The organism is Streptomyces sp. NPDC088725, from assembly GCF_044751305.1.
Taxonomy (GTDB): Bacteria; Actinomycetota; Actinomycetes; order Streptomycetales; family Streptomycetaceae; genus Streptomyces.
In genome coordinates, this window is sequence record NZ_JBIVLO010000002.1 from 158,487 (window position 1) to 179,219 (window position 20,733).

Annotated in this window: 15 protein-coding genes; 6 read left to right on the forward strand and 9 right to left on the reverse strand. The window is 71.7% G+C overall.

Going from position 1 to position 20,733, the window contains the following annotated elements; genetic code table 11:
* Positions 1-44: 44 nt before the first annotated feature.
* On the forward strand, positions 45-1,193 hold the full coding sequence (locus ACIP6N_RS04620) for a S1 family peptidase (protein WP_401813489.1): 1,149 nt from the start codon (positions 45-47) through the stop codon (positions 1,191-1,193).
* A 111-nt stretch (positions 1,194-1,304) separates the two neighbouring features.
* On the opposite strand, the gene ACIP6N_RS04625 is transcribed toward ACIP6N_RS04620, so the two are convergent.
* Positions 1,305-1,730 carry a hypothetical protein gene (locus tag ACIP6N_RS04625; protein ID WP_401812862.1) on the reverse strand — a complete coding sequence of 142 codons (426 nt, stop codon included), beginning with the start codon at positions 1,728-1,730 and terminating at the stop codon, positions 1,305-1,307.
* 222 nt (positions 1,731-1,952) lie between these two features.
* Between ACIP6N_RS04625 and ACIP6N_RS04630 the strand changes: the two genes are divergently transcribed.
* Positions 1,953-4,400 (forward strand): SpoIIE family protein phosphatase, encoded by a 2,448-nt coding sequence (locus tag ACIP6N_RS04630; RefSeq protein ID WP_401812863.1) that lies wholly within the window; start codon positions 1,953-1,955, stop codon positions 4,398-4,400.
* 60 nt (positions 4,401-4,460) lie between these two features.
* Here ACIP6N_RS04630 and ACIP6N_RS04635 read toward each other — a convergent pair whose 3' ends face one another.
* From ACIP6N_RS04635 to ACIP6N_RS04645, 3 genes are all read right to left on the reverse strand, one after another.
* Complete coding sequence (locus tag ACIP6N_RS04635; protein WP_401812865.1) at positions 4,461-5,729, reverse strand: SWIM zinc finger family protein; 1,269 nt, start codon at positions 5,727-5,729, stop codon at positions 4,461-4,463.
* Positions 5,726-8,647: a DEAD/DEAH box helicase gene (locus ACIP6N_RS04640; RefSeq protein WP_401812866.1), complete on the reverse strand. Its 2,922-nt coding sequence runs from the start codon at positions 8,645-8,647 to the stop codon at positions 5,726-5,728. Before ACIP6N_RS04640 ends, ACIP6N_RS04635 begins: the two co-directional genes overlap by 4 nt.
* Before the next feature lie 467 nt (positions 8,648-9,114).
* Entirely contained in the window at positions 9,115-10,137 is a 1,023-nt protein-coding gene (locus ACIP6N_RS04645) for a slipin family protein (protein WP_401812868.1), read from the reverse strand.
* A gap of 243 nt (positions 10,138-10,380) precedes the next feature.
* On the opposite strand from ACIP6N_RS04645, the gene ACIP6N_RS04650 reads away from it, so the two are divergent.
* Both ACIP6N_RS04650 and ACIP6N_RS04655 read left to right on the forward strand, forming a co-directional pair.
* Positions 10,381-10,728: a hypothetical protein gene (locus tag ACIP6N_RS04650; protein WP_401812869.1), complete on the forward strand. Its 348-nt coding sequence runs from the start codon at positions 10,381-10,383 to the stop codon at positions 10,726-10,728.
* A gap of 101 nt (positions 10,729-10,829) precedes the next feature.
* The gene (locus tag ACIP6N_RS04655; protein ID WP_401812870.1) at positions 10,830-11,138 is read left to right on the forward strand and encodes a DUF6343 family protein; all 309 of its coding nucleotides are present in this window, start codon (positions 10,830-10,832) and stop codon (positions 11,136-11,138) included.
* Between the two features lie 69 nt (positions 11,139-11,207).
* Here ACIP6N_RS04655 and ACIP6N_RS04660 read toward each other — a convergent pair whose 3' ends face one another.
* From ACIP6N_RS04660 to rpsA, 5 genes are all read right to left on the reverse strand, one after another.
* Positions 11,208-11,597: a tetratricopeptide repeat protein gene (locus ACIP6N_RS04660; protein ID WP_401812871.1), complete on the reverse strand. Its 390-nt coding sequence runs from the start codon at positions 11,595-11,597 to the stop codon at positions 11,208-11,210.
* A gap of 118 nt (positions 11,598-11,715) precedes the next feature.
* The gene (gene coaE, locus ACIP6N_RS04665; protein ID WP_401812873.1) at positions 11,716-12,330 is read right to left on the reverse strand and encodes a dephospho-CoA kinase; all 615 of its coding nucleotides are present in this window, start codon (positions 12,328-12,330) and stop codon (positions 11,716-11,718) included.
* 104 nt (positions 12,331-12,434) lie between these two features.
* Entirely contained in the window at positions 12,435-13,379 is a 945-nt protein-coding gene (locus ACIP6N_RS04670; RefSeq protein ID WP_401812875.1) for a PAC2 family protein, read from the reverse strand.
* An 88-nt stretch (positions 13,380-13,467) separates the two neighbouring features.
* Positions 13,468-14,991: a flavin monoamine oxidase family protein gene (locus ACIP6N_RS04675; RefSeq protein ID WP_401813491.1), complete on the reverse strand. Its 1,524-nt coding sequence runs from the start codon at positions 14,989-14,991 to the stop codon at positions 13,468-13,470.
* A gap of 391 nt (positions 14,992-15,382) precedes the next feature.
* Positions 15,383-16,900, reverse strand: a complete 1,518-nt coding sequence (rpsA, locus tag ACIP6N_RS04680; protein WP_401812877.1) for a 30S ribosomal protein S1 — start codon at positions 16,898-16,900, stop codon at positions 15,383-15,385.
* 339 nt (positions 16,901-17,239) lie between these two features.
* Between rpsA and ACIP6N_RS04685 the strand changes: the two genes are divergently transcribed.
* The gene (locus tag ACIP6N_RS04685; RefSeq protein WP_401812878.1) at positions 17,240-18,091 is read left to right on the forward strand and encodes a class I SAM-dependent methyltransferase; all 852 of its coding nucleotides are present in this window, start codon (positions 17,240-17,242) and stop codon (positions 18,089-18,091) included.
* A gap of 78 nt (positions 18,092-18,169) precedes the next feature.
* On the forward strand, positions 18,170-20,683 hold the full coding sequence (gene hrpB / locus ACIP6N_RS04690) for an ATP-dependent helicase HrpB (RefSeq protein WP_401812879.1): 2,514 nt from the start codon (positions 18,170-18,172) through the stop codon (positions 20,681-20,683).
* Positions 20,684-20,733: the final 50 nt, after the last annotated feature.

The following is a 20,733-nucleotide window of genomic DNA, read 5'->3' on the forward strand; positions in this document are numbered from 1 at the left end:
TACCCCCACCGGCCGTCACCACGAAAGGGTCAACTCCCTTGAAACTGAGACGCTCCACAGCCATACGCACCGGCCTGTCGGCCCTCCTCCTCGGCACCTGCGTCACCGTCGGCTTCGTCCCGGCCTCCGCCTCGGCCGCCCCCACACCCACGGCCGCCCCTCAGGTCTCCGACGGCCTGCTGCCCGCGATGCAGCGCGACCTCGGCCTGACGAAGAGCCAGGCCGAGGTACGCCTGGCCGCCGAGAAGACGGCGACGTCGATCGCGGGCAAGGCGCGGCGCGCAGCGGGTTCGACGTACGGCGGGTCCTGGTTCGACCCGGCCGACTCCAGGCTCACCGTCGCGGTCACCAGTGACCAGCAGGCCGACGCCGTGCGCGCGACGGGCGCGGACGTCCAGCGGGTGACGTACAGCGCCAAGCAGCTCGACGCGGCCAAGAACCGGATCGACGCGCTCGACGCGCCGGCCGGCGTCAGCAGCTGGCACGTCGATCCCAGGACCAACCAGGTCGTGGTGAACGTCGTCACCGCCCGGAAGAACGACGCGAAGGTCCGCGCGTTCGTCGAAAGCGCCCGCAAGACCGGTCCCGTCACGGTCAAGGAGACCGCGCAGGCCCCGCGGACCTTCGCCGCGGGCACTGTGGGCGGCGACCCGTACTACACCGGCAACGTCCGGTGCTCGATCGGCTTCTCGGTGAACGGCGGCTTCGTCAGCGCGGGCCACTGCGCCTCGCCGGGCGCGGCGGTCACCGGCTGGGACGGCTCCCAGATCGGCAACTTCCAGGGCCAGTCCTTCCCCGGTGACGACTACTCCTGGGTGAGCGTCGGCAACGGCTGGTGGACGGAACCGGTCGTTCTCGGCTGGGGCGCCATCCCGGACCAGCTGGTCCACGGCTCGGCGGAGGCTCCCATCGGCGCCTCGATCTGCCGCTCCGGCTCCACCTCGGGCTGGCACTGCGGCAACGTTCTGGCGACGAACGAGACCGTGAACTACGCCGAGGGCGCCGTCTACGAGATGACGGGCACCAGCGTCTGCGCCGAACCCGGCGACTCCGGCGGCTCGTTCATCAGCGGTGACCAGGCCCAGGGCGTCACCTCCGGCGGCTTCGGCGACTGCACGAGCGGCGGCCAGACCTGGCACCAGCCGGTCAACGAGATCCTGAACCGCTTCGGCCTGACGCTCACCACGGCCTGATGCCCAGCACCTCCTGACACACCAGACACACCGGCGCGCCACTCAGCCCCACCACGCGCCCCCGGAGCCCGTCGCACCCGGTCCAGCCGCCGCGACGGGCTTCGAGTGCGTTCAGGGGCGGCCGTCGGGGCCCTTGCGGATCATGCCCGCCAGGACGACCGGGGCGTTGTACGTACCGCCGTTGATGGTGTTGTGGACGTCGCGGATCTGTTGCGCGGGGCGTTCCGGGGCCAGTTCGTCCAGGAGCGCGCGCAGTTCGGCGGCCGCTTGCGGGTCGGTGCGCAGTGTGCGGCGGAGGCGGGCCCGCCATTCGGCCTGGAGGTCGGTGGCGGTCTCCTCGTCGTTCTCCTGCCGGGCCGCGACCAGTTCGGTCCGGGCCGTGTCCAGGTCGGACGCGACAGCTTCGGGCGAGGTCGAGCCCCGCGCGGCGAAGAAGGCGGCCATCCGGTCCCGTGCCCGATTCCAGCCGTCCGTCGCCATCTGCTGGACGAGCGTGGTCGCACCCGCTGCCGCCAGTGCCATCAACTCGGCTTCCACCGGGCCCCCTTCCACCGCCGATTCGCCTACGGGGACGAGCGTACCGGCCGCTCACGGAACCGGCGGGTCACTACGCGTGATCGCTCCGCCACCGGGTCGCCGGCACGCCGCCCACCAGGGTCCGAGCTTCGGTTTCCTCGCCCATTTGGGGGGTATGAAATGTAAGTTATCGGACATATCGATGGGATTGATATGCGGGTTCTCACGGGTTCTGACACTGCCGTGGCCGCCGCACAGCCCGCCGCGCACCTGACGGGCACAGCGGTAGCGGTGATCGACTCCCAGGGGATGGTGATCGGCTGGTCGGCGGATGCCGAGGCGCTGATGGGATATACGGCGGCCGACGTGGTGAATCGTTCCGCGGAGATCCTGCTGACCTCTCATGGGGAGACGGCGGCCACCCCGTCGTGGGCGGATCACGTCCGGGCCCGGGAGGGCTGGTCGGGCGTGGTGGAGGTCCGGCACCGTGACGGCCACGGGGTGCATGTCGGGCTGCAGGCCTCTCCCATGTCCGGCGCGGACGGGCGGACGGACTGGCTGGTGTCGGCGGCAGCGCTGTCCGAGGCGCTGGCGCGCCCGATCCTGAGTGAATCGGTGCTCGACGCGCTGCTCGATCACGCGCCGATCGGGCTGGCCGTCTGGGACCGCGCCCTGCGGTGCACCTGGCTGAACAACACGGCCGAGCGGAGGAGTGGCGCGCTCAGCCATCAGCGGCTGGGACGCCGGCTGACGGAATCGGTACCCGGTCTGGACACCAAGTCGGTCGAGGCGGCCATGGCGCGCGTGCTGGAGACCGGTGAGCCGGTGATCGACCGGGAGTTCCGCTGGATCTCGCCCGAGGACGAGGAGGACCGGGTGTTCTCGGCCTCCTACTTCCGTCTGGAGGGAGCGGACGGCAGTCCGCTGGGCGTGTGCTCGGTGGCTGTGGACATCAGCAACAGCTGGGCACGCGAACGCCTCGCCGTCCTCAACGAGGCCGGTACGCGCATCGGCAGCACGCTTGATGTGATGAGCACCGCGCAGGAGCTGGCGGACGTGACCGTGCCGCTCCTCGCGGACTTCGTCACCGTCGATCTTGAGGAGTCGGTCCAGCTCGGTGAGGACCCGCCGGAACGGCTCACCGCCACGGCCGCCGGCGTCCCGGTGTTCCGCCGTGCCGGGGTGGCGTCCATCCACGCGGGGGCGCCCGAGTCCTCGTGGGCCCGCGGCGAGCCGGTGGTCGTCCCGCCCTCGTCGCCCTTCGCCCGTGCCTTCTCGTCGGGCCAGTCGCACTTCGAACCCGAGCTGGACACCTCTCCCGGCACCTGGTTCGACGACGACCCGCAACGGGCCATGAGTGTCCGGGAAACCGGCATCCACTCCATGATGGTCATCCCGCTCAAGGCGCGCGGTGTGGTGCTGGGCGTCGCCACGCTGGTCCGTACGACCACGGACAGGCCGTTCACCAGGGACAACCTGCTCCTCGCCCAGGAGCTGGTCACCCGCGCGTCGCTGAGCCTGGACAACGCGCGCCGCTACACCCGCGAGCGGGCCGCCGCTCTCGCGCTCCAGCGCCAGTTGCTGCCGCGCAGCCTGTCCGGCGGGAGCGCCGTGGACGTCGCGTCACGGTACCTGCCCACGGACACGCACGACGGTGTCGGGGGTGACTGGTTCGATGTCATCCCGCTGTCCGGGGCCCGGGTCGCCCTGGTGGTCGGGGATGTCGTGGGGCACGGGATCAACGCGGCGGCGACCATGGGCCGGCTGCGTACGGCCGTGAACACCCTCGCCGACATGGACCTGGCGCCCGACGAACTGCTCGCCCACCTCGACGACCTGGTCACCCGCATGGGACAGGAGGAAGCGGGAGCGGGCTCCGACGAGTTCGCCATGCCGGTCATGAGCGCCACCTGCGTGTACGCCGTCTACGACCCGGTCACCCGCAAGTGCACCATCGCGCGCGCGGGGCACCCGCCGCCCGCGATCGTCGATCCGAGCGGCCGGGTCACCTTCCCCGACCTGCCGTCCGGGACACCGATCGGTCTCGGGCTGATGACGTACGAGTCCGTGGAGCTGGAGCTGCCGGTGGGCAGTGTGATCGCCCTCTACACCGACGGTCTGATCGAGACGCGGCAGGCCGACATCGATACCGGGCTGGACCGGCTCGGTGCCGCGCTCTCTCTGACCGGGAAGCCTCTCGAAGATCTCTGTGCCCAGGTGGTCGACACGATCGTGGCGAAGACGCCGTCCGAGGACGATGTCGCGCTGCTGCTGGCCCGGACCCACAGTCTCAGCCCGCAACAGGTGGCGTCCTGGAATCTGCCCGCCGAGCCCGCGGCCGTGAGCGGTGTCAGGTCCCTGGCCGTCGGCCAGCTCTCCGCGTGGGGTCTGGAGTTTCTGGGGCCGAATGTGGAACTGATTGTCAGCGAACTGGTCACCAATGCCGTGCGGTACGGCGCCAGCCCGATCAGACTGCGTCTGATCAGGGACAAGTCGCTGGTGTGCGAGGTCGCGGACGCCGGGCCCGGCGCTCCGCGCATGCGGCACGCGCGCGCGGCCGACGAGAGTGGCCGGGGCATCTTCCTCGTCTCGGAACTGTCCAACCGGTGGGGAACGCGCTTCGCCCCCGGCGGGAAGATCGCCTGGGCCGAGATGGAGCTGCCGGCCAACCGGTCCGTCGTGAGCGTGTGAATACGCTCACGACGGTGCTGACCTCGGCCCCGCCGTCCGGCCCGGTTCAACAGGGTTCGGTCAGCGGCCGAGCAGGGCTGTGAGGGCGCCGACCGCGTCGGTGTCCGGGGTGCCCCTGGGCCACCAGTCCTCGCGGTCGCGGTCCGACTCGTAGCCGTACCAGAGGTGGTCGCGGCCGAACCGGAGTTGGAGCGCCGGGGTGGAGAGGTGGTTGCGCCAGGGACGGAAGTGCGGGAAATCCGCCGCGATCAGGGCGGAACGGGCCCGGTCGAAAGGCCCCGCCGGCGGGTCCCAGGGGGTTTCCAGCGCTTCGAGACCCGCGAGGCCGCCCTGCCGCCAGGCCGCCACCGCGCGGGCCAGGTCCGTCGGCGAGCGGTCGGTGCCGGCCGCGAGGTCCCGGTAGAGGGCGCGGGTGGAGGCGGTCAGGCCGGAACCGGGGTGGGCGGCCGCCAGACGCACCGCGTCCTGCCAGGGGGTGAGGTCCGCGACCGGGTCGAGGCCCGTGGCCAGGAACGTATGGGCGCGGGCCACCGCCTCGCCGGCCAGGAGGTCGAGAGCGAGGGGGTCGGGAGCGCCGGGTGCGTGCGGGTAGGCCGGCGGGCGGCCCGGCTGCGCGGGGACGCGGAAGGGCGGTGGCAGGGCGGGAAGCGCACGCGGGACGAGGGCCTGGGTGGCCGGGACCACGGGTATGGGAGGTGCGGTCGCGCTCCGCTCGGCCGCGGAGCGGGTGGCGTTGCGCCGGGTCAGGTCGGCCAGGACCTCGTTCTCCCCGCGGCCGCGCATCAGGAGCAGCACGAACGGGTCCTCGTCCAGGAGCCTGGCCGTCTGGTAGCAGAGGGCCGCCGCGTGCTTGCAGGGGTAGCCGTCGTCCGGGCAGGAGCAGTCGGGGGTGAGGTCCCCGGCGGCGGGAAGCAGGTCTGCCGAGCCGGCGAGCGCGTGCGGCATGTCCTTGTCGAGGAGCGCGGCGATGTGGTCGGGGCGGGCCGCCGCCGCGTCGAGGAAATCCTCCCAGTCGTCGTCGCCCAGCGTCCGCAGGCGGATTTCCGTACGGTACGGACGGGGGCGCGAGCCCTGGACGTAGGCCATGACCCGTCCGGGGGTGACGGTGATGGCGGCGACATGGCCGCGGTCGGCGTAGGCACGTCCGCGCTGGAGGCGGGCCGCGTCGAGGGCGGTGTCCTCCATGGACTCCACCCAGGCGTTGCCCCACCAGGTGGACGCGAACTCGCGCTCCTCGGCGTGCGGGCGCGACGCCAGCGCGGGGAAGGTGCGGCGGCGCTCCTCGGTCCTGCGGCGCTCCTCCTGGCGCGGACCGCGCGGCGCGCTCACGACGGCCTCCGCAGGGAGACGAGATCGGCCAGCTCACGGTCGGTCAGCTCGGTCAGCGCCGCCTCGCCGGAGCCGAGGACGGCGTCGGCCAGGGCGCGCTTGGACGCGAGCATCTCGGCGATCCTGTCCTCCACGGTGCCTTCCGCGATCAGCCGGTGGACCTGCACCGGCTGGGTCTGGCCGATGCGGTAGGCGCGGTCGGTCGCCTGCTCCTCCACGGCCGGATTCCACCACCGGTCGAAGTGGACGACATGACCGGCCCGCGTGAGGTTGAGGCCGGTGCCCGCGGCCTTGAGCGAGAGGACGAAGACCGGGGACTCGCCCGACTGGAACCGGTCCACCATCCGCTCGCGCTCGGCGATCGGCGTGCCGCCGTGCAGGAACTGCGAGGGGATCGCGCGCGAGGAGAGATGCGCGGAGAGCAACCGGGCCATCGACACGTACTGGGTGAAGATCAGGACCGAGCCGTCCTCGGCGAGGATCGTGTCCAACAGCTCGTCGAGCAGGGCGAGTTTGCCGGAGCGTCCGGTCAGCCGGGCCGCGTCCTCCTTGAGATACTGCGCCGGGTGGTTGCAGATCTGCTTGAGGGCGGTGAGCAGCTTCATGACCAGTCCGCGGCGCGCGATGCCCTCGGCTTCCTCGATGGCGGCCATCGTCTCGCGCACGACCGCCTCGTACAGGGAAGCCTGTTCGCGGGTGAGCGGGACGGGGTGGTCACTCTCCGTCTTGGGCGGCAGCTCGGGCACGATGCCGGGGTCGGACTTCTTCCTGCGCAGCAGGAAGGGACGGACGAGCCGGGCCAGGCGCTCCACCGCTTCCGCGTTGTCCGCGTCCTTGACGTCGGCCGCCTTCGCGTTCTCCGCGTTCTCCACGATGCGGGCGTGCCGGGCCCGGAAGGCCTTGAGGGGCCCGAGCAGCCCGGGGGTGGTCCAGTCGAGGAGGGCCCACAGCTCGGACAGGTTGTTCTCCACCGGGGTGCCGGTCAGCGCGATCCTGGCGGGCGCCGGGATCGTACGGAGCGCCTTGGCGGTGGACGAGAAGGGGTTCTTGACGTGCTGGGCCTCGTCGGCGACGACCATGTCCCAGGTGTACGCGGCCAGTTCGTCGGCGCTGGAGCGCATCGTGCCGTACGTGGTGAGGACGAAGCCGCCCTCCACGCCGTCCAGCGTGCGCCCCGCGCCGTGGAAGCGGTGCACGGGGACCCCGGGGGCGAAGCGGGTGATCTCGCGCTGCCAGTTGCCGAGGAGGGAGGCCGGGCAGACCACGAGGGTGGGTGCGGGACGGGCCCGGTGCAGGTGGAGAGCGATGACCGTGATGGTCTTGCCGAGCCCCATGTCATCGGCGAGGCAGCCGCCGAGGCCGAGCGAGGTCATCAGGTCCAGCCACGCGAGGCCGCGCAGCTGGTAGTCGCGCAGTGTGGCGGTCAGGGCGGGCGGCTGCGGAACGGCGGCGGGACCCGCGAGAAGGCGGTCCCGCAGTGCGGCCAGCGCGCCCGTCGGAACGGCCTCGACCGTCTCGCCGTCCACCTCGGCCGTGCCGGTGAGCGCCACGGCCAGCGCGTCCACCGGCTCCAGCAGGCCCAACTCCCTTTTGCGGGCCTTCCGTACCAGCTCGGGGTCGATCACCACCCACTGGTCGCGCAGTCGCACGATCGGGCGGTGCGACTCGGCGAGCGCGTCCATCTCCTGCTCGCTGAGCGGATCGCCGTCGAGCGCCAACTGCCAGTTGAACTTGAGCAGTTCCGCACTGTCGAAGAAGGGGGTGCCGTCCGTCGCCGAGCCCGGTGCGGGGCGTACGACCGCGGCCGCGGTGAGCGTACGGGCCAGCTCCCTCGGCCAGTGGACGGTGACGCCCGCCGCGGCGAGGCCGACTGCTCCCGGCCCGAGCAGATCGTGCAACTCGTCCTCGGAGAGCGGCAGTACGTCGGGCACATCCTGTTCGAGCAGCCGCGCGAGGGGCGTCCAGACGCGGGCCGCGCGGCGCAGCGCGAGCATCGCGTCGATCCGGGCACGCGGGCCGAAGCTCTCGTCCCCCTCCCCCGCCCACAGCATGGCCGCGTCCATGACCAGTGTCGGATCGGCGAGGCTGTGGATCTGGACGAGAGCCGCGCCGGCGCGCCGCTCATCGGTGTCCGCGCCATGTGTGCCGCCGGCGGCGGTCTCCCCGGGCGCCGGTGCCTGGTCGAAGAGCTGGTACGCCGACAGGTCGAGGCGCAGCGAGACCCTTACCCCCGCGTCCATACCGGCCGCCGCCTCCGCCGCCCACGGCCGGGCGCCGGGCAGATGCTGGGCCGCCCTGGCGGCGAACGGCGCCCCCGCCGCGTACGCGGCTGCCGGGGTGCGCGGCAGCGAATCCGCCACCGCGTCCAAGAAGGCCCGCACCAGCGCCTCGGGCTCGGGAAGGCTCAGCGGGACCAGCCCGGGAACGGGCGCCGCGTGCGCCTCGTACGGCATGGCCGCGGCGATCGCCCGCAGCTGCGCGATGTCGTCGGCATCGAGCGGTCCTGCCCGCCAGGCGTCATGGTCGGACGCGGTGAGACCGGGGAGGAGCCGGCCGCGCGCGGCGAGCTGGAGGGCGTGCAGGGCTGCGGCGCCCCAGCAGGCGGATGCCGGATGCGCTGCCCCGTCCTGCCGGGCGCGGACCAGCAGGGGCAGGGCTTCGGCGACGGACAGCAGCACCGCCGGCACGGTGTCCGTGAAGACCCCGGTGGCGCCCTGCCGTACGACCGTCAGTGTCCCGGCCGCACTCTCCTCCCCCGGCGCGGCGGAGGGCGTGGAATCGACCGCCTGGGCCGCCTCGGCCACCGCGGCCGGCAGCTCGCCGTCCGGGGCCCAGAAGGCGACCCGCCCCTCGCGCGGCAGTCCCGCGGGCAGGAAGACCGCGGCGCAGCGCGTAAGACTCTGCCCGTTCCGCACCATCGCCGACGCTCCCTCCCCGTCCAGGATTCGATTGCTCTGCGAGTCTAGGCGGGGGGTCTGACAATCCTGTTCGCGAGCGGATTCTTCGCAGGTCAGCGCAGTCTTTCGCACAGTTCCCGCTCCCGCGGCCCGAGATCGCGAACAGGACGGGAACCGGGGCCAGGAGGGAAAGCGGGGCCGGACCAGGCATGGGACCGGAGTCACCCGTCCCGCCCGTGCCGTCGCCGGAGACCGTAGCCGGACACCGTCACCGTCCTGCTGACCGTTCGTACGCCACCCGCCCCGGATACCCCGTCCCCGCGAACGCCACCCACGCTCCGTGCGCGTCGGAGGAGCGGCGGACACGGGACCTTGAGCGCTCTGGGCCCCGGACGCTGTCGGTCCGCACGCGACCGCCGGGCACGTATGGTCCGTCCCATCGCCCGGCCGGGTTCCGGTGATACGCCCAGCGCCGACTGGAGTGACGCTCAACCGTGCCGCTCGAAGGTCCTCTCGCGCTTCTTCTCGCGCGGGGGAGCCGAAGGCTCCGGCGGCGGCCCGCCGGCCGGCGGTTCGGCAGCAGTGGGTCCGGCGGCCGGCGGCGCACCGGCACCCGACGAACCCGCACCCGGTGAACCGGGAGCCGCTGGACCAGTCGCTGGACCAGCCGCCGATCCGGACCGCCCCGCACCCTGCGCCGCCGTCGCCCCGGCCGCCCCCGACACCGCGGAGACCGCCTGTACCGCTTCCGCCGGAGTGGCGCGTTCGAGGAACCTGAGCAGTTCGACGGGGAAGGGCAGGACGAGCGTCGAGTTCTTCTCGGCCGAGACCGCCACCACCGTCTGCAACAGCCTCAGTTGGAGCGCGGCCGGCTGCTCCGACATCTCCTCCGCCGCCTCCGCGAGCTTCTTCGACGCCTGCAGCTCCGCGTCCGCGTTGATGATCCGTGCCCGCCGCTCCCTGTCGGCCTCCGCCTGCCGTGCCATCGAGCGTTTCATCGTCTCGGGCAGCGACACGTCCTTGATCTCGACGCGGTCGATCTGGACACCCCAGCCGATCGCCGGGCTGTCGATCATCAGCTCCAGCCCCTCGTTCAGCTTTTCCCTGTTCGACAGCAGGTCGTCCAGATCGCTCTTCCCGATGATCGAACGCAGCGATGTCTGTGCCATTTGCAGCACCGCGAAGCGGTAGTCCTCGACCCGCACCAGCGCGTCCGACGCGTCGACGACCTGGAAGTAGATCACCGCGTCGACCCGGACCGTCACGTTGTCGCGGGTAATGCCGTCCTGGGCCGGCACCGGCATCGTCACGATCTGGAGATTCACCTTGCGGAGCTTGTCCACGAACGGCAGGACCAGGGTGAATCCCGGCCCGCGCACCCCCTCGCGCAGCCGGCCGAGGCGGAACACCACACCGCGCTCGTACTGCCTGATGACCCGGGCCGCGGCCATCGCGTACACCGCGAAAGCCGCCACCACCGCTATCACCGCTATGACTACTTCCTCGCCCATGATGGCCCCCTGACGCCGGACCGAGGTCTCTATTACACGATATGCCCGTTGCGCGAAGAGGGTGAAGCCCCAGCGGCCGCGGGAGGAGGCCGCCGGGCAGGGGTGTACGGGCCTTCGCCCGGCCGGGTGCACACCACGTGCCGCTCCGGCGGTCGTGCGGCAGGGTGGCGGTCATCAGACCTCTCCGCCCTGCTCGAGCTGCCTTCTCCGCCCTGCCCACAGACGCACAGACGAGGACCGCCCATGTCCGTGACCGATCACCGGCGCCGGCGTCTCGGTATCGCCGCCGCGACCGCCCTTCTGCCCCTCGCCGTCGCGGGCTGTTCAGGCCTCGGCCGTACCGCCGGTGGCCCTCTCACCTACGAGACACCGCAGAAGCACCACATGCAGGTGACGCGGATCCCGGTCGGCGGCTGTCACAAGCTGTCGGGCCCCGGGGCGGCCGAGGTCACGAACCTCACGCTGGTGGACGTCATCCTGTACCAGACCCCCGACTGCACGGGTTCCGACACCACCTACCTCGCCACCACCCTGTCCGACCATCCCGCCCCCGGCCAGAAGCCGTGGCACAGCTACACCGTCGTCCACTGACCTCATCGCCCGCGCCTCTCGCATACACCTCTCACGCGACCTCTCACCCGCGCTCCCGCAGTGCCATCCTTGAACAGAGGGAGGCAGAGGAGGTACGAACCATGCGCACCGGGAGCGAACCAGTCACCGCGCGCAGCGCGCTGCGCATGCGGTTCTGGCTGAGTCTGTGGGGCATCGTCTGGACCGCCTTCGGCACGATCGTGTTCGCGCTCGTCGCACAGACGGGGTGGGCCGTTGTCTGTGGCGTCCTTCTGCTGGTCGTCCTGGCGGATCTGGTGCTGGTCGTACGCCGGATCCGGCAGGGATCGCGATTCCAGCCGCCGCCGGACGTCCCGCCGTACGAGCCGACCGCCGGCCCGGAAGCCCCGAGAAAGCACTTGATCCACAGCGGGCGGCACGGCGGGCGGTGAGTGGCCGGGCCCCTGTGACACGTGCCCCCTGACCGGATTCGGCGGCTCGGTCACAAGAGCCGCCGGCCGTCAGTCCTGCTCCTCGTCCCCCTGACCGGCACGGTCCTCGAACCGCGCCGCCTTCAGGTACTCGGGCTTGGGGTCGAGCGCCGCCGCCAGTCTGAAGTGCCGCTTGGCCTGGTCGGGCCTGCCCGACCGTTCGAAGGTGCGGGCCAGCGCGAAATGCGCGAACGCGTTGTCCGGCTCACGCTCCAGGACCAGCTCGAATTCGAGTTCGGCGGGCCGGAGCTGGGCTGCGGCGAAGAACGCGCGGGCGCGCAGCAGGCGTGCGGCGGTGTTCTCCGGATGGGACGCGATCACGGAGTCCAGCAGCTTCACGGCCCCACGGGGGTCTCTGGCTTCCAGCAGCTGTTCCGCCGCGCGGTAATCGATGACGTGGGTCTCGGGGCTCTCGGGCACGGTCACATCCTTCCCTCGACGCGCGGCCGAAACGCCACAGCGGCCGCGCTGTTCCTGCACCGCCCATCGATCACACCACCGGTCGAGCCGGCGTCGACCGGTCCAGCGGTCTGCTTCTTCAGTCCGACCGGTGACCGGCCGCCGCCCGCTCGCCCAGCTGCCGCCACACCTCGCTGACCTGCGGTTCCAGCTCCTCCAGTGGTCCGTCGTTGTCGATGACGAAGTCCGCGACCGCCAGCCGCTCCGCACGCTCCGCCTGCGCGGCCATCCGGCTGCGCGCCTCCTCCGGCGCCATGCCCCTGGTCCGTACGAGCCGGTCGAGCCGGGTCTCCGCCGACGCGTCGACGACCAGGACGAGGTCGTACAGGGAGGCCATGCCGTTCTCCACGAGCAGTGGTACGTCGTGGACGACGATCGCGTCCGGCTGCGCGCCCGCCTCCAGTTCGGCGGAGCGCGCGCGCACCAGCGGATGCACGATCCCGTTCAGCGCCCGAAGGCGCTCCTGGTCGCCGAAGACGATCCCGCCGAGCTTCGGGCGGTCCAGGGCGCCGTCCGCCGTCAGCACCCCGGGCCCGAACTCGGCCACCACCGCCGCCAGTCCCCGCGTGCCCGGCTCGACCACCTCGCGGGCGATCCGGTCGGAGTCGATGAGCACCGCTCCGTACGCCGTGAACAGGCGCGCCACCTCGCTCTTGCCCGCGCCGATTCCGCCTGTCAGTCCGAGCCTCACCATGGGCTCAGCCTAGAGGTCCGCCCCGCGCGGCGGAACGGAGCCCGGGAGCGGATCCCGGCATCCCGCACCTGCCGGCCGGGGCGGACCGGCCGTGCCCGGGGGGCTCAGGCGCCCGACTCGCCCTCGCGCTCGGCGAGGAACTTCTCGAATTCGAGCCCGATCTCGTCGGCCGACGGCAGTTCGGACGGCTCCGCGACCAGATTGCCGCGCGTCTCGGCGCCCGCGACCGCGTCGTACTGGTGCTCGAGCCCCTGCACCATCGAGACCAGCTCCTCGTCGCCCTCGCCGAGTTGCCGCTCGATCTCGGTCTGGGTGCGCTGGGCTTCCGTACGCAGCGAGTGCGCGACGCTCGGCAGCACCAGGCCCGTCGCCGCCGTGATCGCCTCCAGGGCGGTCAGCGCGGCGTCCGGGTACGAGGACCGCGCGACGTAGTGCGGGACGTGGGCGGCGACGCCGAGCACGTCGTGGCCGGACTCCATCAGCCGCAGTTCGACCAGCGATTCCGCGCTGCCGGGGATCTGCGCCTCGTCGAAGGGGCTGCTGTGACCCGGCATGAGGTCCGTGCGGTTGCCGTGCGGGGTAATGCCGACGGGACGGGTGTGCGGAACACCCATCGGGATGCCGTGGAAGTTCACCGAGAGCCGCACCCCGAGCCGGTCCACGATCTGCCCCACGGCCGCCGCGAAACGCTCCCACTCCACGTCCGGTTCGGGCCCGGACAGCAGCAGGAACGGCGCGCCCGTGGCGTCCTGGACGAGCCGGACCTCCAGGGTCGGCGTCTCGTACTCGGTGAAGCGATCGCGCCGGAAGGTCAGCAACGGGCGCCTCGCGCGGTAGTCGACCAGTCTGTCGTGGTCGAAACGGGCCACCACCTGGTGGGGCAGCGCCTCCAGGAGATTCTCGACGATCTGGTCGCCGGTCTCCCCCGCGTCGATGTAGCCGTCGAAGTGGTAAAGCATGACAAGGCCCGCCGACTCCTGCGCGAGCGCCACGTCGACGACTCCCAGGCCCTTCGGCTCCCATGCGTACAAACCCTGCGGATCAAGCACGATTTCCGCTCCTCCTCGTGTTCGTAGGGAAGAACGCACCGCGGGGCGCGGGCATTCCCCCGCCCGCGCCCCACCGAAGCGGCCCCCGTCAGGCGAGGACGCGCTCGTGCAGGGTGGTCACGGCCTTGCGGGCGGAGCTGAAGGCGCCATGCTGCCAGGCATCGGCGTACGAGAGGTAGTCGCCCGCGAAGTACACGTGCCCCGCAGCCTTGTTGAGGGGAGCGTACGCCGGAGCATCGGGGCCTCCCGACATGGTGTGCCAGGCGCCTTCCAGGTGCGGAATCTGCCGCCAGTGGTGCGAGAAGGACGAGGCCAGTTCCGTACGGTACTTCTCGCCGTGGATCTTCACGCCCTGGGCGACGGCCCGCCTCTCCCGCTCGGCGGGGCTGAGCAGCGCGTACGCGTCGGCGTTCGCACCGGTGTTGTAGTAGCCGACGATCAGACCGCGCTTGGCGTGGAAGCCGTACGACGGGTACCAGATGTGGCTGAGGTCCATATCGGTCTCGGTGATGCCCCCGTAGATCCGGTGGTCGCTCTCCCACCAGCGGTTGCGGTACTCCAGGCCGATCTTGCCCGCGGAGGACGGCTTGACCGCCTCCAGCGCGGTCTGGACCGCCGAACCCAGGTTGTGGGCGGTCTTCGCGAGGATGTGCGGTGGGAGCGCCGCGATGCAGTAGTCCGCGTCGATGGTGCGGGTACGGCCGTCCTGGGTGTACCGCACGGTGACGCCGTGCGCGGTGTCGGTGATCTCCTGCACGACCGCGCCGGTGCGTATCCTCCGCCCGCCGATCGCCTTCGTCAGCGCGGCGGGTATCCGGTCCATGCCGCCGACCGGCTGGAACATCAGCATCGCCTGGTCGTAGCCGAACTCGAACGAGAAGTACCTGCCCACTCCGCTGGCGAAGACCTCGGACGCGGAGGGCACTTCGCCCAGTTCGACGCCCGGGGTGCCCGCGGCGGCCGGATCGGTGGTGAAGCCGCGGTGCTCGCTGCCGGTGTACTTCAGCTCGCTGCCGATGTCCCCGAAGTCCTTGAGGAATTCGAGCAGCCGCTCCCTGTCGTCGGCGGTGAGATCCCCGTCGAGGGCACCCAAGTCCGTTGCTTTGGCCAGCAGTTCGGAGACATAGCCGTATGTGTCGGCCTTGGCGGTGCGGTAGCGCACCGGGGCTGTCATGCCGGCCTTCTCGTTGTAGATGTACGCGCTGGCGTTGCTGTTGGTGAACACCTCTATGGGTACGCCGAGTTCGCGACAGTAGTCCATGGTGATCATCCACTGCGGGATTCGGCCGGGCCCCGCGTTCATGTACTGGCCCTCACTGAAGCGTGCCGTCTGGCGGTTGCCGTACAGGTCGAGGGTGGTGTCACCGCCGCGTACGGTAAAGTTCCGGCCGCCGGTGCGGTCCCTGGCCTCCAGGATCGTGCAGTCGTAGCCGGCCTTGCCCAGCTCGTAGGCGGAGGCCAGGCCGGCGATGCCGCCACCCACGACGACGACCTTGGCCGCGCCCCGCCCCTTCAGCGTGAAGTCACCGGATCTGGGCGCGCGGAAGACCGGCTCGCGGCTCGCGGCCCCGGCGGTGGGAGCCAGTCCGAGCGCCCCCATGGTGGCGAGCATGGCGCCCGCACCTCCGGTGGCGCCTACCTGGCGGAGGAAGCGGCGGCGGCTGGTTCCCGTGGTGGTGTGCGGCGCATGGCTCATGTCCCGGTACCCCTTCTGAGCTTCAGGTGTGCCGGGATCCTGGCAAGGGCGTGTTACGGACTGGGGAATGCCCGTGTATCTCGCACGTTGCTCTCCCCTCACCGGCTGTCCTTCGGCCTCTCCCCTCCGAAGCTTGGCCGCGCAGCTCCAAAGCCGTTGACTCGCTTGGCCGCCGGCCCCAGCGAGCACCCCTGGACGAAGGGTTTCCCGCACGCGAAGGCCTCCGCATACGCGAAAGGCCCGCTCCCCCGAGGGGAAGCGGGCCTCACGTACACGCTATCTACGTACCACCTGCGAGGTCAGAGCGTCAGCTCTGGCCGCCCGCCAGCTTCTCGCGAAGCGCGGCAAGGGCCTCGTCCGACGCCAGGGCGCCGGAGTTGTCGTCGGACTCCGAGGAGTACGAACCGCCGCCACTGCCACCGGAGGCAGCCGGGGCGTTTCCACCGCCGGCGGGGGCGGCAGCGCCCTCGGCGGCAGCGGCCTCGTCGGCCTCGCGGGACTTGATGACCTGGGCCTGGTGCTGCTCGAAGCGCGTCTGCGCCTCGGCGTACTGCGTCTCCCAGACCTCACGCTGCGCTTCGAAGCCCTCGAGCCAGTCGTTGGTCTCGGGGTCGAAGCCCTCGGGGTAGATGTAGTTGCCCTGGTCGTCGTAGGACGCGGCCATGCCGTACAGCGTCGGGTCGAACTCGACCGCGGCCGGGTCGCCACCGAACGCCTCGTTGGCCTGCTTCAGCGAGAGGCTGATGCGACGGCGCTCGAGGTCGATGTCGATGACCTTGACGAAGATCTCGTCGTTGACCTGGACGACCTGCTCCGGGATCTCCACGTGGCGCTCGGCCAGCTCGGAGATGTGGACCAGGCCCTCGATGCCCTCGTCCACACGGACGAACGCACCGAACGGAACGAGCTTGGTGACCTTGCCGGGGACGACCTGACCGATCTGGTGCGTCCTGGCGAACTGCTGCCACGGGTCTTCCTGCGTCGCCTTGAGCGACAGGGAGACACGCTCGCGGTCCATGTCCACGTCGAGAACCTCGACGGTGACTTCCTGGCCGACCTCGACAACCTCGGAGGGGTGGTCGATGTGCTTCCAGGACAGCTCGGAGACGTGCACGAGACCGTCGACGCCGCCGAGGTCCACGAACGCACCGAAGTTGACGATCGAGGAAACGACGCCGGAGCGGACCTGGCCCTTCTGCAGGGTCGTGAGGAAGGTCTGGCGGACCTCGCTCTGGGTCTGCTCCAGCCAGGCACGGCGGGACAGGACCACGTTGTTGCGGTTCTTGTCCAGCTCGATGATCTTGGCTTCGAGCTCCTTGCCCACGTAGGGCTGGAGGTCGCGGACGCGGCGCATCTCGACGAGGGAAGCCGGCAGGAAGCCACGGAGGCCGATGTCGAGGATGAGACCACCCTTGACCACCTCGATGACGGTGCCGGTGACGATTCCGTCCTCTTCCTTGATCTTCTCGATGGTGCCCCAGGCGCGCTCGTACTGGGCGCGCTTCTTCGAGAGGATCAGGCGGCCTTCCTTGTCCTCCTTCTGGAGAACAAGGGCTTCGATCTCGTCGCCGACCTTGACGACCTCATTGGGGTCGACGTCGTGCTTGATCGAAAGCTCGCGAGACGGGATGACGCCTTCGGTCTTGTAACCGATGTCGAGCAGGACCTCGTCCCGGTCGACTTTCACGATGACGCCGTCGACGATGTCGCCGTCGTTGAAGTACTTGATCGTCTCGTCGATCGCGGCGAGGAAGGCTTCCTCGTTACCGATGTCGTTGACCGCAACCTGAGGGGTGGTGGCGGTGGTCTCGGTGCTGCTCGTCATGTGGGTTAGGGCTCCGGTGCGGACAGTGAGTCGTAGGTACTGCTACGCCGGGAGCCCTTATCGCTTCTGCCGAAGCCGGACAGCCTAGGAAGCGCCGATCCCCTACAACGGGATAAGCGCCTCGACAACCGAGGGGGCATACAACAGTCGCGAGCGCGGCTGCTACGTCTGAGGCGCGCAAGCCCGCAGCGCAACCTTTAGCATACGGGGGCAGCCGGGCACGGTCAATGCGCGAAGGCGCACACCCGGGGCGGAACGTCACAAAACCGGCACAACGAGCGTTCGATGAGGCCAGAAGAGCCCCATGGCGACTCCCCGCACACTACGACGACGGACACGATGATCCAAGAGATCCAAGACCAAGAGCCGGAAGCGACCCGTCGCGACACCGGTGACACGGAGAGCAGCCGGGCCAACCGGGGCTGGTGGGACCGCAACGCGGACGACTACCAGATCGAGCACGGCACCTTCCTCGGCGACGACCGGTTCGTCTGGTGCCCGGAAGGGCTCGACGAGGTGGAGGCCGAGCTGCTGGGCCCGCCGGATTCGCTGCGCGGCCTCGACATCCTGGAGATCGGGGCGGGCGCGGCGCAGTGCTCGCGCTGGCTGGCGGGACAGGGCGCGCGTCCGGTGGCGCTGGACCTCTCGCACCGCCAGCTCCAGCACGCGCTGCGGATCGGCCAGGACCGCAAGGCCGCCGCGGACGCGCCCGAGGGCTCGGCGGCCCTGCCGCTCGTGACGGCGGACGCCGGCGCGCTGCCCTTCCTGGACGGCTCGTTCGACATGGCGTGCTCCGCGTACGGCGCGATCCCCTTCGTGGCCGACCCGGTGAAGGTGTTCCGCGAGGTGCACCGCGTGCTGCGGCCGGGAGGACGCTGGGTCTTCAGCGTCACGCACCCCGTCCGCTGGGCGTTCCCGGACGAGCCGGGGCCCGAAGGGCTGACGGCGGCGTCCTCCTACTTCGACCGCACGCCGTACGTGGAGCAGGACGCGGAGGGCAACGCGGTCTACGTCGAGCACCACAGGACGCTCGGCGACCGGGTGCGCGACGTGATCGCGGGCGGCTTCCGGCTGGTCGACCTCGTCGAGCCGGAATGGCCCGCCTGGAACAGCCAGGAGTGGGGCGGCTGGTCCCCGCTGCGCGGCGCGCTGATCCCGGGAACGGCGATCTTCGTCTGCGAGCGGGACTGACGTAGCCGAACGGACCGGCGTACGGGACGGGGGCGTACCCGGACCGGCGTACGGGACGGGGCGTACGAGACTGAGGGGGTGATCCGAACCGACGCCCTCGACCGCCTTCCCGTACGTACCGCCGTGCCCGCGCTGGAGCGGGCCCTCGACGGCCCCGGCTGCGCGGTGCTGTGCGCGCCGCCGGGGACGGGCAAGACGACGCTCGTACCGCTGGCGCTCGCCGGACTGCTCGCCGCAGACGGCCGTCCCGTACGGCGGGTGGTCGTCGCCGAGCCGCGGCGGATCGCGGCCCGCGCGGCGGCCCGGCGGATGGCCTGGCTGCTCGGCGAGCAGGTCGGCGGGCGTGTCGGGTTCACCGTGCGCGGCGAGCGGGCGGCCGGGCCAGAGACCGTCGTGGAGGTCGTCACCACCGGTGTCCTCCTCCAGCGCCTGCAGCGCGATCAGGAGCTGGCCGGGGTCGATGTGGTGATCATCGACGAGTGCCACGAGCGCCATCTGGACGCGGACACGGTCGCGGCCTTCCTGCTGGACGTACGCGCGGCCCTGCGGCCCGGGCTGCGGCTCGTCGCTGCCTCGGCGACGACCGACGCGGAGGGCTGGGCGCGGCTGCTGGGGGACGCCCCGGTGGTCGAGGCGCAGGGCGTGTCCCATCCGGTGGAGGTGGTGTGGGCGCCGCCCGCGACAGCGGTGCGGCCCCCGCACGGGATGCGGGTCGATCCCGTCCTGCTCACGCATGTGGCGTCGGTGGTGCGGCGCGCGCTGGCCGAGCGGCCGGGCGATGTGCTCTGTTTCCTGCCCGGGGTGGGGGAGATCAGCAGGGTGGCGGGCCAGTTGGGGGACGTCGGCGCCGAGGTGCTCCAGGTCCACGGCCGGGCTCCGGCCGCCGTGCAGGACGCGGTTCTCGCCGGGTCTTCGGGCAACCGCAGGGTCGTCCTGGCCACGGCGGTCGCCGAATCGTCCCTGACGGTGCCGGGCGTGCGGACCGTGGTGGACGCGGGCCTCGCGCGCGAACCGCGTACCGACCACGCGCGCGGGCTGAGCGCGCTCACCACCGTACGGGTGTCCCAGGCGGGCTCCCGGCAGCGCGCGGGACGTGCGGGGCGTGAGGCGCCCGGTACGGTCTACCGCTGCTGGACGGAGGCCGAGGACACCCGGCTCGTACGGTTCCCCTCCCCGGAGATCAAGGTGGCGGACCTCGCCGCGTTCGCGCTCCAGGCCGCGTGCTGGGGCGATCCCGGCGCCTCCGGTCTCGCGCTGCTCGACGCGCCGCCCGCGGGGGCGCTGGCGGCCGCGCGTGCCGTCCTCGCCGCGATCGGCGCGGTGGACGCGGCGGGCAGGGCGACGGAGCGCGGTGTACGGATGGCGAGGCTCGGCCTGCACCCGCGGCTCGCGCGTGCCCTGCTCGACGGCGCCCGGCAGGTGGGCGCGCGCAGGGCCGCCGAGGTGGTGGCGCTGCTGAGCGAGGAGCCGCCCCGGTCGTACGGGGACGATCTGGCGGCGGCCTGGCGGACGGCGCGCCGGGGTGCGGACGCGTACGCCGCCCGCTGGAAGCAGGAGGCCCGGCGGCTGCACTCCGCGGCGGGCGGCGATTCGGCGGCCGGGAAGACTTCCGGCGGACAGCTCACGGACGACATGGCCGCCGGGCTCGTCGCCGCGCTGGCCTTTCCCGAGCGCGTGGCGCGGGCCCGCGCGGAGAGCACGTACCTGATGGTGTCCGGCACCGGTGCCGAGACGGCCGACGGTTCGGCTCTGCGCCGCGCGCCCTGGCTCGCGGTGGCGGTGGCGGACCGTCCCGCCACCGCGGTCGCCGCGCGCGTACGGCTGGCCGCCGTCATCGACGAGGACACGGCGCTGGCCGCGGCCGGCCCGCTGCGCTCGTCCGGCGAGGAGGTGCGCTGGGAGAACGGCGATGTCGTCGCGCGCCGGGTCGAACGGCTCGGCGCGGTCGAGCTGTCCGTTCGCCCGCTGAAGAAGCCCGACCCGTCGCTCGTGCGCGCGGCGCTGCTCGACGGGCTGCGCGCGGAGGGACCCGGGCTGCTGCACTGGAGCCGCGACGCACAGGGGCTGCGTGAGCGGATCGCCTTCCTGCACCGGGCAGTGGGCGGCGGCTGGCCGGAGGTGACGGACGCCGCGCTGCTGGAACGCGCCGGCGACTGGCTGGAGCCCGAACTGTCCAGGGCCGGGCGCAGGGCGGACCTGGCCCGGCTGGACGCGGGGCAGGCGCTGCGCCGGCTGCTGCCCTGGGCGACCGGCGAGGCGGGGCGGCTCGACGAGCTGGCCCCGGAGCGCGTCGAGGTGCCGACGGGGTCGCGGATACGGGTGGACTACAGCGGCGAGCAGCCCGTACTGGCCGTGAAACTGCAGGAGTTGTTCGGGCTGCGGGAGACTCCGAGGGTGGCGGGCGTGCCGGTGCTCGTGCATCTCCTCTCCCCGGCCGGGCGCCCCGCGGCGGTCACGGCGGACCTGGCGTCGTTCTGGCGGGAGGGGTACCGCGCGGTGCGTGCGGAGCTGCGCGGCCGCTATCCGCGCCACCCCTGGCCGGAGGATCCGTCGACGGCGGAGCCGACCAGGCGGCTGAACAACCGCCGCTGAAATAGGTGGACTTACGCGACAGAGCCCTTCCCGCCGATGGCCGGCGGGAA

Excerpts from the sequence above, each read along its gene's own strand:
- ACIP6N_RS04655 (WP_401812870.1), top strand. The coding sequence starts at position 10,830 with ATGCGCACCGGGAGCGAACCAGTCACCGCGCGCAGCGCGCTGCGCATG.
- ACIP6N_RS04645 (WP_401812868.1), bottom strand. The coding sequence starts at position 10,137 with ATGGGCGAGGAAGTAGTCATAGCGGTGATAGCGGTGGTGGCGGCTTTC.
- rpsA (WP_401812877.1), bottom strand. The coding sequence starts at position 16,900 with ATGACGAGCAGCACCGAGACCACCGCCACCACCCCTCAGGTTGCGGTC.
- ACIP6N_RS04650 (WP_401812869.1), top strand. The coding sequence starts at position 10,381 with ATGTCCGTGACCGATCACCGGCGCCGGCGTCTCGGTATCGCCGCCGCG.
- ACIP6N_RS04640 (WP_401812866.1), bottom strand. The coding sequence starts at position 8,647 with ATGGTGCGGAACGGGCAGAGTCTTACGCGCTGCGCCGCGGTCTTCCTG.
- coaE (WP_401812873.1), bottom strand. The coding sequence starts at position 12,330 with ATGGTGAGGCTCGGACTGACAGGCGGAATCGGCGCGGGCAAGAGCGAG.
- ACIP6N_RS04675 (WP_401813491.1), bottom strand. The coding sequence starts at position 14,991 with ATGCTCGCCACCATGGGGGCGCTCGGACTGGCTCCCACCGCCGGGGCC.
- ACIP6N_RS04685 (WP_401812878.1), top strand. The coding sequence starts at position 17,240 with ATGATCCAAGAGATCCAAGACCAAGAGCCGGAAGCGACCCGTCGCGAC.